The following is a 14,852-nucleotide window of genomic DNA, read 5'->3' on the forward strand; positions in this document are numbered from 1 at the left end:
CATCAGCATGACACTCGACCGGTACTCGCATGTGACGCCTACCATGCAAGAAAATGCCGCCCAAGTCATGGGCGACATTCTCCACACGCGCTGATTAGCAACTGATTAGCAAGTGCCTCCCTGGAGTTCTCCAAACCCGCGCCAGATAAGGATCTGTACATAGTTGGTGCCGAAGGGGGGAATCGAACCCCCATGGAGGGTCACTCCGCGCGATTTTGAGTCGCGTGCGTCTGCCAGTTCCGCCACTTCGGCACCTAAACTTGCTCTTTGTGTGGTTGTCTCCGGAGGGTTTCCCGGCACGCCTGCTTAAGATCGCCGCCCCTGGACCTTCGCCTACCCCGGATTATACACCATCACTTGGCCTCGGGGCAAGTGGGGCCCCGGGCTCTCAGTCTTCCGGTTCATCGATCTCCTGCCCCGCTAGGTTTCACGCGGATGCCAGTCTCCCCGTCTCCTGTGTGGCCGGTGGGTTACTCGCGCGGGGTCTGGACTTCGGACAGGTAAGCCCGGCGGCGCTCGATGCGCTCCAATTCCTTGAGTTTGTTAGCGAACCATGCCGTGTGAATGTCCTCGTCGATGAGGTTGGACCAGAGGGTTTCGAAGAGGTCACGGTCGTGGCCCACCTTGAGGATGAGGTCCTTATAATCACGCATGGCTTTCTCCTCAAGGGAGATGTCCAGCTTCAGCAGTTCGATGAGGCCGGCGGCACCTGACGCTTTGCCCACGACCATCCCCAACGCCGACGCCAGCACCTCGCCCATGAGGGTTGGAGCGCCGCCCAGACGAGTTATGGTCGCGCCGATGTTGTCGACATGTCCCTGTTCGATGGCGGCCACTCGCTCAAGGACCTTGCGGCTATACATGTCCGGCGCAGCCTTGCTCTGTTCCGTGTACAACCTGACCTGCTGAGCTTCAAGGGAATAAAACCAGTTGAGCCGCACTATGAGCGCCTTCGTCTCCACGCTCGACCGACACCTCGCGTTGCAGGCTCGCCGATCCCTAGCTAGTATTGGCATCCCAGGCCCACCATATGACCGAGGGTTCCCCCCGGGGACTCGTTGGTCGCGTATTCTTGCGCTGAGGCCCGGCACATTCGTCCTAGGCCGGTGGTGATTTGGGCGGGCGGCCACCCGACGACGAGCGTCACGCACTTGAGGCGGCGCCCGTCCCGCCGCTTGACTTTCTCCGAGCTCCTCGTTCCGTATGCCGCGCATACTCCGAGTGCACACTACTTTTGTGCAGTCGGACGCCCACCGGCGTTATCATTTTGCGTGGCCTGGAGCGGGGCGCGGCGGGCGGCCCGCGGTCGCGCGTTGCCCTCGGGCGGTGTCGTCGTCCGCGATCGTCGGGCACGCCGTCGTCCCCCACCGCCGTCTCACGTCGCGATCGCTCGGCGCGTTTCCGCGGCGCCACTACCGAGTCTCGTTACGATATTCGTGAATTCTGGTGGAATCCTGGCGCCGGTAGCAGGAATTGCGCGCTCGCTGGCGAACAGAAAAACGCTGGAAGGCCTAGCCATAATCGTCTAGCTTGGCTTGAGTGCGCGTCCATCGCTCCGCGCCACAAGAGGATGACCTCCAAGTTGAGCTTAGGTTCGCAAAACTCGCACAACGGGTGCGCCGTCAGCAGTCGGTGGTGTATCGCCCGGGTGGGCGCTACGTTCCCGAGGATATCACCGTAGTCTGAAGCATTGCGGGGTCTGAAGCTTGAGCCTTTGACACCGCCACCGCGGTTTGCCGGCGCCGGTCTCGCGGTTCCTCGGCGCCGGCGGGGACGCGCCTTCCGAAACCCGGGAGCCTTTACAGAGCTTGCTTGTGTCTACATGGACATGGGCGTGCGCCGCCGGACCGGGCTCCGCGGCGCTGCGTTGCCAGCCGTTCTGAAGTCCACGCTTACCTACGCACACGGCGCTGTGAGCTTTCGCCACCGCCTTTATCTTGAGGGGTCGAAAGGGCGTCGAATACGTCAAAGGTGTGGGGTTGCCGGGACTTGCACGGCGAACGGCGGACGGCGAACAGCGGACGGGGCGCCGTGAGCTCAAGCGGGGAGCTCAAGTCGGGAGCTCGACTTCACCAGCCCGCGGGTCACGTGCCAAGGTCGAACGAGCCGCGCCGCAAGCGGCCGCCGCGCCGTCCGGGGGAGCCGACACCGGCAACGCTAGCCGGAGAACGCCCGCCCGCCGCAAGACACCGTGGCGTGGGCTCGGGGCGGCCTACGTAGTTTAGACAGGTTACGCGATTGGAGGAGTGGTAATGGCGACACGGGATCTGGCTGACTTTCTGGCCGGTCTAGTCTCTGAGGCCGGTGTCTCGGGCCACGAGCGCGAGGTTGCCGAGGTCGCGAAGGCGCAGATGTCCGGGCTCTTTGACGAGGCCCGCCACGATGCCCTCGGGAACCTCATCCTGCTCAAGCGAGGTATGGGGCGCGCTCCCCACCCTCGCGTGATGCTGGCCGCTCACATGGATGAGATCGGCCTCATGGTTACCAAGATCGAAGAGGAGGGATGCTTGCGCGTCACCGAGGTCGGCGGCATCGACAGACGGATCCTTCCCGGCCTCGAGGTGGTCGTTCACGGCCGGCGCGACCTCCCCGGAGTGGTGGGGGCGAAGCCGCCGCACGTGCAGGAGCCCGACGAGCGGAAGAAATCCGTGAAGTGGGAGGACCTTTTCATCGATGTCGCCCTGACCGCCGACGAAGCCCGCGAGCTCGTGCAGGTTGGCGACACGGCCACTTTCGCGACGCATCCGAGCCGGCTCAAGGGGCAACTCATGGCTGGCAAGGCCATGGACGATAGGGCGGGCGTGGCCGTCATGTTCGAGTGCCTTAAGGTGCTCGCCGACGCGCGCCACCACGCTGACGTTTATTGCGTCGCGACCGTCCAAGAGGAAGTCGGCCTGCGTGGCGCGATCACGAGCACGTACGGGATCGTCCCCGACATCGGCATAGCGGTCGACGTGGGGCACGGCGACATGCTCGGAGTGCCCGAATACGACACGCTTACCCTCGGTAAAGGCCCGGCGATAGCCTTCGGACCGCAGGTCCACCCGGCTGTCTTCGCCAGGCTGAAAGAGATCGCCGACGACCTGGACATCGGCGTGCAGGTAGAGCCCAGCCCGTATCCGGGAGGCACCGACGCATTCGCGATTCAGGTCACCCGGGGCGGCATCCCGTCGGCCCTGATTTCCATCCCGCTGCGCTACATGCACACAGCTGTGGAAACCGTGTCGCTCGCCGACATCAAGAAGGCAGGGAGACTGCTGGCGGAGTTCGTCGTGCGGCTCGACAAGAAGTTTGTGGAGGGATTGACATGCTTCTAAAAGCCCTCACCGAGGCTTTCGGCGTGCCAGGGCAGGAACACGAGGTCCGCGACATCCTGCGTGATCATGTGCGACCTCACTGCGACGAGGTCGAGACCGACTCCATCGGGAACCTCATCGCCATAAAGCGCGGTGCCTCGAAAGACGGTCCGAAGGTCATGCTCGCCGCCCACATGGACGAGATAGGATTGATGGTTACTTACATAGAGAAGTCCGGCGTGCTGCGGTTCTACCCTGTGGGCGGGATCGACCCACGGGTTCTAGTGTCCAAGCAGGTCCTCGTTGGGAGGGACCGCATTCCGGGGGTCATCGGAGCGAAGCCTATCCATCTCCAGAAGCGCGATGAATCTGAGAAGCCGTTCGAGCTGGAAGGCCTATACATAGACATCGGCGCGAAGGACAAGGACGAAGCGGAGAAGCTCGTCAAGCTCGGAGACGGAGTCATCTTCGCGACGCAGTACGCAGAGATCGGGTCCGGCCGCGCCAAGGCCAAGGCCTTCGACGATCGGGTCGGGTGCGCCGTGATCGCGGAGCTTCTCGCGAAGGACCGGCGTTGGGGTTTCACGCTGCAGGCCGTGTTCACCGTCCAAGAGGAGGTGGGGGCGCGCGGTGCGCAGGTGGCCGCGTACGCGCTCGAGCCCGACCTAGCCGTCGCGCTCGAGGGCACGACGGCGTCCGACGTCCCCGGGTCGAAGGAGCATCTGTATTCCACGCGACTCGGCAAGGGCCCTGCTCTCACGCACACCGACGCGAGCCTCCTGGCGGACATGCGCATCGTACGGCGCCTCATGGAGGTCGCGGAGGCGCGGGGCATCCCGTTCCAGCTGAGGGAGCTTGCGGTTGGCGGCACCGACGCCGGCAGGATCCATCTCATCCGCGAAGGTATCCCGGCTGGGGTGGTGTCGGTCCCCACTAGGTACATACACTCGCCGGTTTCCATCATCGACAAGCAGGACTTCGAGCATACGCTCATGCTCATGGAAGCGTTCTTGGACAGCATTGACGAGAGGGGGCTGCCGTGTTGAAAGAACTTCTGAAGAAGCTGGCCGAGGCGTACGGCCCGGCAGGCAATGAGGGTCCCGTGCGTGAGATCCTCCGCAAAGAGGTGGAGGGCCTTGCCGACGAGGTCAAGGTGGATGCCCTTGGAAACCTCATCGCGGCGAGGAGGGGCCCGGGGCCGCGCGTGCTGCTGGCAGCGCACATGGACGAGGTCGGAGTCATCGCGACCCACATCGACGAGAAAGGGTTCGTGAGGTTCTCGAACGTAGGGGGAGTCTCACCATACACGCTCCTCGGCGAGAGGGTCGTGTTCGAGAACGGCACGGTGGGGACGTTCGGCACCGAGAAGCTCGATGACATCAAAGACCTCAAGTTCGCCAAGATGTTCATCGACATCGGCGCGACCGACGACAAGTCCGCGAAGGAGAAGGTCTCCGTCGGCGACATCGCCGGCTTCCAGCGTGACGCGCGCTTGGATCTCGGTGGACGCGTCATCGCCAAGTCCCTTGACGATCGGTCGGGGTGCGCCGTGCTCGTCCAGGTGCTGAGGGAACTCAAGGGAAGAGACATCCCGAACCAGGTTTACGTGGTCTTCTCCGTGCAGGAGGAGGTGGGGACGCGCGGAGCCAAGACGGCGGCGTACGGCGTGAACCCAGACATCGGCATAGCCGTGGACGTGACGGGGACGGGTGACACACCCGAGGCGTACCCGATGGACGTCAGCCTTGGCAAGGGGCCCGCGATAAAGGTGAAGGACTCGTCGGTGATCACTCATCCGCGGCTTCGCCAGTTGATGGTGGATGCGGCGAGAGAGAAGGGGATCCCTTACCAGCTCGAGGTGCTCGAGCGTGGCGGCACTGATGCGGGGCCGATACATCTTACGCGCGAGGGTGTTCCGTCGGGAGCCATTTCCATACCCACGAGGTACATCCACACACCGTCGGAGATGGCAGACCTCTCTGATATCGAGAACGCCGTCAAACTCATCGTGGCTCTGCTTGAGAAACCGCTGGGTGAAAAGCTGCTCTAGACGCGGCACCAGGGTGTCACCGGTGATTGCCAGTCGTTGTCCGTCGCGCGCGTAGATACGCTCAGTAGGTGCGATCAAATCCGGCTGCTCTGATCCGGCTGCTCTGGCGGGCGGCCGGATTTTCGCGTCTCTCAGTCTCTCAGGTGAACGCTGGGCCCCGTAACCGCGGCGACTCCGGGACCCCGAACGTCTCCTGCTTCATGATCGGCGCCATTCCAAGACTCGATGGCTTCGAGCTGGAGCGGTGGCAACTCGCGGTGTCGCAACCGGGCGCACCGTGGGCCAACAGGGTCTACGTGCTGGAGATTATGAATATACTGTTGCCGGTAACAGGGGGTGAACCGCCTGTAGCGTCATCTCAGGCGGGTCAGAAGAGTGGGAGGGACTCTCCAGAGTGCGTCGTGGAACGTTTGTGCTGTGGCTGTGCGTGGCGCTCGGTATCGCGCCTTTTCTGTTCACGGGGGGGACGGAGGCTGCCGGCTCGCTGGCGCGGGCTTTGGCGTCAGGCTCCGTCCCCGCTTCTTCTTCACGCCAGGCAGTCTCCCGGTGCTTGGCCCGGGTCCATGTCCCGGTTTCGATGACGGATGAGGTTCCCTGCCCCGCTTCGGCCTCAGATTCGCTGCGGGTTTCGGCTTCAACTTCGGCTTCGGCCTGCGCTTTCGTTTCAGCGCGGGGCGCGACTGTGACGGCCGCGGATGTGTGGGCCGGGGGGAGCGCCGCCCTCGCTGTGAGCGTGCAGCCCACCGCGTGTGACGGCACCGCCGTTCACGGCGGTGCGGCGCGGAACGACGATGCGGGCGGCGGGACGCACGGAACCGGTCAGGAAAGCGGCGAGCAATCGGGTTCGCGCTATCGGATAGTGATCAACATCCCGGCATACAGGCTCTCGCTGTTCCGCGGCGATGAGCTGGCAAAGGATTACCCGATAGCCGTGGGGAAGGCCGTTTCGCCGAGCCGCATCGGGAGGTGCGCCATCGTTCACAAGGCCGAGAATCCCACGTGGTTCCCCCCGGACGGGGGCCCGCCAGTGCCTCCCGGGCCCAACAACCCGGTCGGATCGCGTTGGATGGGTTTGAGCTGGCCTGGGTACGGTATCCACGGGACGAACAATCCCGCGTCCATCGGGAAGGCGGTGAGCCTGGGTTGTATCCGCATGCGTGATGAGGACGCGCGGGAGCTGTACGATATCGTGCCCATTGGCACGGAGGTCGAGTTCGTGTATAGAACGATCGAGGTTAGCCCCGGGAACGAATGGCCAGGATTCCTCGGCGCACGCATCACGGTCCATCCCGATGTTTACAAGCGCGGCACGAACACCTTTCAGAACGCCGTCGCGGCCCTGGAAGCTGCGATGCCCCAGCCTGCGCCCAATGTGGACGAAGAGACTCTCAGGGCGATCGTCGCTGCGGCCAGAGGAAAGCCGGAGCCTGTGCCCTGGATCCCGCGCGTCGAGGTGGACGGACGGGCCCTTGGGGCGAAGGCGGCTCGCATTGACGCGTCCGGCAATGTGCTGGTATCAGTGCGTTCCGTAGCTGACGCGCTGCGGTTCTACGTTCACTGGGACCCGGCGCGGCGCCTGGCCGTGATCGGCGGGGTGCTCCCCGTGCCATGCGTCGTGGAGTCGGGAACGGCCTACGTGTCCGTCCGCGACCTGCAGCGGGTCCTCTTCACGATGCTCGTCCATTGGGACCCGCAAAGCCTCGTGCTGGCAATTGACACGCGTCCTCAGCCTTCGTCTTCGGCCCTGTCTTCGTCTTCGTCTTCGTCCATTGTCGCGCCCTCGCTCCTATTCGCGTCTCCATCCGAAACAGGGTGTGGAGGCGCGCCCGCGCCCCCACCCCACGTCTCGGTCCTCGCCTTCCCGCGGGCGGAGACAGGCGCGCCGCCATCGCTGCCATCGGCCGGGTAGCCCGGCCTCTGCCTCAACCCGCGCGGTGACGGTCGTGCCCGCGCCCGTGCCCGTTCACATCGCCGCCCGCGCGTGCCCTGCGCTCCGCCGAACGAGTATGGAGACGGCGCCGGACCAACATTCACCGAAAACACCGCTAGATGCCGACAAGTCCATCAATTACATAAAGGTGTGCGGCGTGTTGCGTTGAATGTCAACCTAGAGCAGGCGATCCGTAGCAGGGAGTTTTCCGACGTTAGCCGGCATTGCCCGGCATCGTGATCATTCGGTCGTTCGCCTTTGAGCCGTCACCGATACTCGTGGCGTAATCCACATGGTGTAATCCATGCGAGGAGGGGGCACATCCTTGAGATCTGCTCAGAATGGACTCGTTGTGACACGGCCGCGTGCCGTCGCACGTCTTGCTGTTGTAGCGCTTGCGGGAGTCGAGATGCTTGCGATGGTCGCAGTAACGCTCGTGGTGACGTCGTTGCTCGCGCCGGTGTGCGCGCTGGCCGCACCGTCGACCGCGGCTCCGACGACCGCCGCGACCGCGGCGCACGGCGCCTCGGGGGGCGCGGCCGACCGTTTGAAGGACATCGAGCTTTCGTGGGCGCACGACGCCATCGCGTCCCTGATTGATGAGGGCATCATATCCGGCTACCCGGACGGAACCTTCAAGCCTGAGAATCCTGTCACGCGCGCGGAGTTCGCGAAGATAGTAGCAAGGGCTTTTGCCATCCGTCCCACCGGCGAGCCAAGGTTCAGCGACATCAAGAACAACTGGGCGCAGGCGTACATCACGGCTCTCACCGAGGCCGGCATCGTCTCAGGCTACCCAGACGGCACGTTCAAGCCGGACAGGCACATTACGCGCGCGGAGATGGTGACGATGCTCGTGCGCGTGGTGAAACTCGCGGACAAGATGGATTCGCTCGACCAGCCCGAGCCCAGCTTCACCGACATCACCCCGGGCCACTGGGCGTTCCGGGCTGTTGAGACCGCGCACGCTCTCGGCATCCTTCCCGTCCATTTCGGCGTGGTGTTTGAGCCTGATACTGCTACTACGAGAGCTGAGACCGCATGGATGGTGAAGTCCCTTATAGACATCAAGATCACCCAAGGCAAGCTGGCCGGCGTGGACACACAGCAGGGCACGCTCACGGTGACCACCCCCGGCGGGAGCGAGCAGACCGTGACCTGCGGCCTTGACACGCAGATATACAGGAACAGCGTGGCGACCAGCCTGGACAAGCTCCTGCGAGGCGACGACGTCTACGTGGTGTCCGACGCGGCGGGCGAACCCAAGTTCATCAAGGCGAGCGGCCTCGTTACAAAGGACGACGTGACAGCGAAAGTAAGCATTCTCTCCAAGGGCACACTCGCACCATCGGACGTGGAAGCGCTCGCCCGGGGCGACTGGAACGCGGTCAAGCAAGGCCTGCAACCGAGGCTCATCGAACGGCTCACGGAGACCGGCCTGACTGAGGAAGAGGCGACGAGCCTGGTCAGCCAAAACTGGACCCAGCTCGGTGATCTCGCGAAAAAGCGCCTTGCCGACGCGCTCTCGGCCGAACTCGGGATATCGTCGGACCTCGTAGCGGCCCTGCTCAGTCAAGATTGGAAGCTTGCCAAAACCTATGGGGAGATCGAGGTGGCCCAGTACTTGCTGGGGCGAATACTTAACCTCTAGACCTCTAGGCTTATGGCTGACTTGCGGCGAACATAGGGTGCGGCCGGCCGCGCGCATTGGCTTGCGATGCCCCGCGGCCGGCCGGCTGGTCGGCCACACGCACACGACACGCACACACCGTTTTTCGCGTCCTCGCGCGTTCCTCATTCATCGTCCAGGTCACGCCTCTCCGGAACTGGTCTCGTCCCACACGCGCCCCCTGATGACTTGTAACGTATATGCATAACCACGCCTTATCCGCGAGGTCTCCACGTCGTAGGCCCTCACCAAGCAGCCCTCGCGAAGCGTGCCTTGTGAGGCATCGTCTTTTCACGCCACGAGTTGGCCTCCACCCGATGCGCTGCTCCCCGCCAGGCAGAGGCCGTTGCGCTCGCGGCGAGCCTCGCTCTTTCTTTAGCGCTTTCTTTCGTCGCTGTTCTGCAGGAATCCAGCGGCATATGAGGAAGAAACTGATGATGCTTGCCCGGCGGGGCGCATACTAAATCCCGGCAGGTCCAGGCCGAGCGGGGGCACGAAGATGACGCGCAAGAAGCTTGTGATAATCGACGGCAACAGCCTTGCGAACCGCGCTTTCTACGCCATTCAAGCCGACCTCAGCACCCGGACCGGCGAACGCACGAACGCCGTGTACGGTTTCGCCAACATGCTGCTCCGGCTTCTCGAGGAAGAGAAGCCGGATTACCTTGCTGTAGCCTTCGACAGGGCGGCGCCCACGTTTCGCCACCTCGAGTTCGAGGGATACAAAGCTACGCGCAAGGGCATGCCGGACGAACTTGCGTCCCAGATACCCCTCATCAAAGAGCTCGTCGAGGCGTTTCGTGTCCCCGTGCTCGAGATCGATGGTTATGAGGCTGATGACATCATCGGCACGGTTACGAGGAAAGCCGAGGAGGCCGGCTGCGAGTCTCTAATCGTGACCGGGGATAGGGACACGCTCCAGCTCGTCTCGCCTCTTACACGCGCCGTGATCACGAGAAAGGGCATCAGCGAAATGGAGACGTTCGACGAGGCCGCGGTGAGGGAACGGTTCGGCATCGCCCCGGGTCAGGTGCCGGACCTCAAGGGGCTCGCGGGCGACGCGTCCGACAACATCCCGGGCGTGCCGGGCATTGGTGAGAAGACCGCCGTGAAGCTCATCCAGACTTTCGGCGGGGTCGAGGAGGTCCTTCGCAACGTCGATAGCGTGGAGCCCGCCCGGGCGCGGGAGCTCATCCGTAACCATGCGGAGCAAGCCCAGCTTTCTAAGAGGCTGGCCATAATAGACCGCGATGTGCCCATCGACTTCGACCTCGACGCGTGTCGCTTGGAGGAGCCGGACTACGCAAGGCTTGCGGATCTCTTCAGGCGTCTCGAGTTCCGCAGCCTGCTCAGGCGGCTCGAGGCGAGGATGGGCCCCGGCCCGGGGAAGCCCGAGCCGGCCACACCCCGGTCCGGCACGCCGCCCTCTCGGCCAAGTGTGCCGCCCGAGCCTGTCGCAGGAAGCTTGTTCGGCGCAGAAGAGGTTGGCCCGGACGTTGTCCGGGATGAAGCGCGCCGAGGGCGGCCGCCCGCCGCGCCGGATGAGGGTGTTTTCGGCGAACCTACGGTCGTCACGGCCGAGGCGAGCGGGCGTGGGGCGCGTTGCGCGATAGTCGCCGATCTGGACGCCGTGCGCGATCTTGCACGCGAGCTCGGGGCCGCGAAAGACTTCACTTTCGATGTGGTGGCCGACGGCCCTCACCCCATGCGCGCGGCACTCGTGGGCGTGGCGTTCGCCTTGCCGGACGGAAGGGCTTTCTACGTTCCGTTCGCACACTCATACCTCGGGGCGCCGGCGGTTCCGGAGAGGGCTGCTCTCGACATCCTCGGGCCGGTCTTTGAGGACGACGCCATCTCCAAAGTGTGCCACGATGCCAAACCGAAGATGATCCATTTGCGCAGGAGAGGCGTCAAGCTAGAGGGCCTCTACTTCGACACCATGATCGGCGCCTACCTCGTCAACCCCGAGCGAAAGAGCGACCTCGAGCACGTCATCCGCGAGCAGCTCGGAGAGGATGTGTACGGGGTGGACGCGCTCTACTCGGCAGCGGGGCGCGGCGGGCTCCCGAGGACCGTCGCCGAAGCACGCGCCGAGGCCGTGGGTGATGCTGTCTGCGAGGGTCTTGCTCGACTCCCGCGCCTTCGCGAGGTCATCACGAAGAAGCTCATGGATTTCGGCATGCAGAAGCTGTTCTGTTCCGTGGAGATGCCCTTGGTCACCGTGCTTGCGGACATGGAGATGACGGGCGTCGCTGTGGACCCGGAACGCCTGCGTGACCTTTCGCGGGATATGGCGTTGCGTATGGCCGGGCTCGAGCGTGAGATATACGAGCTTGCTGGCGAGGAGTTCAACATCAACTCCCCGAAGCAACTCGGGCACATCCTTTTCGAGAAGCTCGGCTTGCCCGCTGCCAAGAAGACCAAAACAGGCTATTCCACCGACGCCGAGGTGCTCGAGGAGCTCTCGTCCCACCACCGTATCGCCGCGAAGATCGTGGAGTACAGGGAGATAGCCAAGCTCAAGGGGACTTACGCTGACGCGCTCGCATCCCTCATCAATCCTGAGACCGGGCGCATTCACACCACCTTCAACCAGACGGTGACGGCCACGGGCAGGCTCTCTAGCAGCGATCCCAACCTTCAGAACATACCCATCCGCAAGGAGGAAGGGCGACGCATCCGAGCGGTCTTCGTCCCGGGCAAGGCGAATAGTCTGATACTAAGCGCGGACTACTCCCAGATCGAGCTCAGAGTACTAGCCCATTTCTCGCGCGATAGAGCGCTCGTGGAGTCGTTCAGGCGCGACGAAGACATTCACGCGCGCACGGCGGCCTCGGTCTTCGGGGTGGACATCCGTGACGTGACCCCTGAGATGAGAAGCAGGGCCAAGGCGGTGAACTTCGGCATAGTCTATGGTATCAGCGATTTCGGCCTCGCAAAGGGCTTGGGGATATCGCGGAAGGAGGCCGCCCTCTTCATAGACACGTATTTCCGACACTACAGCGGAGTGAAGAAGTACTTGGACGAGGTCGTGGAGGCAGCGCGACGCGACGGCTACGTCACGACCCTTCTCAACAGACGGCGATACTTGCCCGACCTCAACAGCAAGAACGTGCCCGCGAGGAAGTTCGCGGAGAGGACCGCGATGAATACACCCATCCAGGGGACTGCGGCTGACATCATAAAGCTCGCCATGGTGAGCGTCCACCGCGAGCTCGGACGGCGTGGCCTTGCAAGCAAGATGATCCTGCAGGTCCACGACGAGCTCGTGTTCGAAGTGCCTGAAAGCGAAATCGAGGAGGTCGCCACGCTGGCCAGGAGGACGATGGAGGAAGCTGTGGTCCTCGATGTGCCCTTGAGGGCGGATGTGAAAGCCGGGCCCAACTGGCTCGATCTCAAGGCTCTGCCGGCGACAAATGTTTGAATTGGCCTTAAGGTGCAGAAGGAGAATCTGCCATCGTGTAGAATAATAGGGGCGTGGTGGGGCCGCAAGAAACGGTTGACATCGTGGAATGGCCCTTATAGTATTGGAAAAGAAGACAGGCGTCCGATCATCCTGCAATCAAGTTTAGCCACGTAGCCAGAAAGGAGGTGACACCCCAAAGGTTAGCTACGCGGCTAAGTGAACGAATATAGGCGCATACAACGCAGCTTCGTCGCACCACACTCCGGAATAACGGATGCAGCGGAGACCCTCGGGGAACGCGGAGGTCATGAGGAAACAAGGTGACTCATGGCTCAGGGTTTCCCCCGGCGTCTCAAGAAGACACAAATCAACCGTAAGGGGGAGAGAAAATGAGGAAGAGCCTAGGAATTGTGCTCGCCGTTCTCCTGGTTGCGGCCATGACCGTTCCGGCCATGGGCGCGACGCTCAGTGTGAGCGGCAAGTACGTCGGCGCTGTGACGTACGACGGCGGCGTGATAACGTCGGTGAACGACGGCGGTGGCTCGGCCGACGGCATCGACCTAGCAACGCTGTCTACCCTGTATCTGACCATCGACTTTGCTGAGGGCGAGACCATGTCCGCTCACATCCCGTTGATGTTCTACGCGGACGGCGGCGCAGTCAAGGTGGATCAGGACGATGACTACCTGATCGTGTACAAAGGCACGCCGTTCACGCTCAGCCTGACGGATGGCACGGAGGGCGACTACGCCTTTGCGAGCTTCGGCGATCCGCTCGGCCTGGTGAAGTACGTCAAGACCGAGGTCGACCCGATAACCTCGATACCAACTCACACTTTGAAGGTTACGGGCGCGCCGTTCGGCGTCGGGTTCACGGGATACGCGATAACCCAGTCGTACGCCGACGGGAACAACCCCAGGTACGCGTTGGGCCGCGCCACCTACGAGCTCCCCGGTGGGTACACCGTCGGGGCGATCGCGGCCGGCAAGGGCTCTGACGGAGGGTCAGCGATTGCAAACATCGAGGCGGACATCACGGGCCCGCTCCCGATCTCTGAGGGCGCGAAACTCACAGCGGCCGTTGCTGCCTCGCTCGAGAGGCCTTATGTGGCCCCGAACCGTGACGGCAAGTGGGGCAGTGCCGCCCCGGCATTCGAGCTCAACCTGAGCGGCATCGCGCTCAGCAGGTTCTCGCTTAGCGGCAACGTGCGCGCGGTGTCCCGCAACTTCGTAGCGGTCGCGCCTGGGCCGTCGTCCAGCCCGAGCGATGCGAATACTTACAAGAACTGGCGTCAGGTGCAAGGCGAGGCTTCCACGACCGTCGACCTCAAGGGCCAGGCCATTAAGCTGACGCTTGGCGACGACTTCCGGACCAGGTACGACGGGGACATCAACGCCACAGACAAGAGGGCGTTCAACAAGGTGTACGGCAGCGCCGAGTTCCGTCCGATCGAGCCCTTGAAGGTCACGGTCGGAGGGTACTACCAGGATTACCTGGCGAAGGACGCCCCGATTGCCGACGATAACAGGAAGAACGTGTATGGCAAGGCCGAGTACAAGCCATTCGATTACCTCACGGTGAATGGCGAGCTTCAGTGGATGGGCGCGAATATCGCGAAGGCCATTACCGACGACGACGGTAACCTCGTGGGCTACGACGACAGGTCAGGGTCCGGCTTCCTCGTCAAGGCGTCCGCTGAGGCAACTCCGATCGAAGGCGTGTCAGTGACAGCTAGCACGAAGTACGAGTCCGGTGGGTACGATTTCATCGACAATGGCACTGTGGTTGACAACCACACGCGCCTCGATTACGAGGTCTACGCCGAGGCGAAGCAGACCTTCGTGCCTGGCGTGGTGAAGCAAGTCGACACGACCCTCGCCGGCCTGGCGAGAGCCTCGTACCAGGGCATGGATGGCGCTGGGACGACGTACGTCGCATACGCCGACGCGAACGTTGCCATCAACGACGCGTTCTCGAACAGGCTGGCTCTTGTGACAGGCAACAGCTCGGAGTCCGAGGACATCAATAAGCATGACTACACAACGCTCGTGTACGACAAGCTGACGTGGACCCTGTCCCCCAACAGCACGCTGTCGGTTGCCTACACCTACGACGCGACCAACAGCAAAGGTTCGTTCAGCGGGTCGTACAAGGTCGCGCTAGGCAAGAGCACCGTGACGCTGAGCTACGGCAAGAGCGGGTTGAAGTGGTACAGCTGCTTCGACGACTTCGACGACGGGAAGCCGTGGGCGTGGCTCTGCAACGCGAACGTCAGCCCGGATCATGATTACCTCAAGCTCAGCGTGAGCATCCCGTTCTAGAACGGGCCGTGTCACCCCGCGAAAATGCGGGCAAAACAGGGGGCTCCCGGACGCGTCCGGGAGCCCCTTCTAGTTGAGTTGCACCCCCTCCGCGTGGGAATGTCCCTGTCCACGCGGGACGCGTCCGGAGGTACGTGCACCACTCGCCCTCGCCTGCCGTAGGGTAGACATCGGGACCTG

Annotated in this window: 8 protein-coding genes and 1 tRNA gene; 7 read left to right on the forward strand and 2 right to left on the reverse strand. The window is 63.1% G+C overall.

What is annotated here, in order from left to right:
* Positions 1 to 164: 164 nt before the first annotated feature.
* A tRNA-Leu gene (locus GX515_06165) sits at positions 165 to 252 on the reverse strand.
* A gap of 218 nt (positions 253 to 470) precedes the next feature.
* Positions 471 to 1,016, reverse strand: coding sequence for a ferritin-like domain-containing protein (locus GX515_06170; protein HHY32602.1), 546 nt, complete (start codon positions 1,014 to 1,016; stop codon positions 471 to 473).
* Positions 1,017 to 2,252: 1,236 nt separating this feature from the next.
* On the opposite strand from GX515_06170, the gene GX515_06175 reads away from it, so the two are divergent.
* From GX515_06175 to GX515_06205, 7 genes are all read left to right on the forward strand, one after another.
* Complete coding sequence (locus GX515_06175) at positions 2,253 to 3,317, forward strand: M42 family metallopeptidase (GenBank protein HHY32603.1); 1,065 nt, start codon at positions 2,253 to 2,255, stop codon at positions 3,315 to 3,317.
* A complete protein-coding gene (locus GX515_06180) occupies positions 3,308 to 4,342 on the forward strand; it encodes a M42 family metallopeptidase (protein HHY32604.1) in 1,035 nt (344 codons plus the stop codon). Before GX515_06175 ends, GX515_06180 begins: the two co-directional genes overlap by 10 nt.
* Entirely contained in the window at positions 4,339 to 5,346 is a 1,008-nt protein-coding gene (locus GX515_06185) for a M42 family metallopeptidase (protein ID HHY32605.1), read from the forward strand. The genes GX515_06180 and GX515_06185 overlap by 4 nt, the downstream gene beginning before the upstream one ends.
* A 577-nt stretch (positions 5,347 to 5,923) precedes the next feature.
* The gene (locus GX515_06190) at positions 5,924 to 7,255 is read left to right on the forward strand and encodes a L,D-transpeptidase family protein (GenBank protein HHY32606.1); all 1,332 of its coding nucleotides are present in this window, start codon (positions 5,924 to 5,926) and stop codon (positions 7,253 to 7,255) included.
* Between the two features lie 346 nt (positions 7,256 to 7,601).
* On the forward strand, positions 7,602 to 8,927 hold the full coding sequence (locus GX515_06195) for an S-layer homology domain-containing protein (protein ID HHY32607.1): 1,326 nt from the start codon (positions 7,602 to 7,604) through the stop codon (positions 8,925 to 8,927).
* Positions 8,928 to 9,444: 517 nt separating this feature from the next.
* Positions 9,445 to 12,369, forward strand: coding sequence for a DNA polymerase I (gene polA, locus GX515_06200; GenBank protein ID HHY32608.1), 2,925 nt, complete (start codon positions 9,445 to 9,447; stop codon positions 12,367 to 12,369).
* Between the two features lie 371 nt (positions 12,370 to 12,740).
* Positions 12,741 to 14,672: a hypothetical protein gene (locus tag GX515_06205; GenBank protein HHY32609.1), complete on the forward strand. Its 1,932-nt coding sequence runs from the start codon at positions 12,741 to 12,743 to the stop codon at positions 14,670 to 14,672.
* Positions 14,673 to 14,852: the final 180 nt, after the last annotated feature.

This window comes from Bacillota bacterium, assembly GCA_012842395.1.
GTDB lineage: Bacteria > Bacillota > SHA-98 > UBA4971 > UBA4971 > UBA6256.

Coding starts and splice junctions, on each gene's coding strand:
- GX515_06170 (HHY32602.1), bottom strand. CDS start 1,016: ATGCCAATACTAGCTAGGGATCGGCGAGCCTGCAACGCGAGGTGTCGG.
- GX515_06175 (HHY32603.1), top strand. CDS start 2,253: ATGGCGACACGGGATCTGGCTGACTTTCTGGCCGGTCTAGTCTCTGAG.
- GX515_06180 (HHY32604.1), top strand. CDS start 3,308: ATGCTTCTAAAAGCCCTCACCGAGGCTTTCGGCGTGCCAGGGCAGGAA.
- GX515_06190 (HHY32606.1), top strand. CDS start 5,924: ATGACGGATGAGGTTCCCTGCCCCGCTTCGGCCTCAGATTCGCTGCGG.
- polA (HHY32608.1), top strand. CDS start 9,445: ATGACGCGCAAGAAGCTTGTGATAATCGACGGCAACAGCCTTGCGAAC.
- GX515_06205 (HHY32609.1), top strand. CDS start 12,741: ATGAGGAAGAGCCTAGGAATTGTGCTCGCCGTTCTCCTGGTTGCGGCC.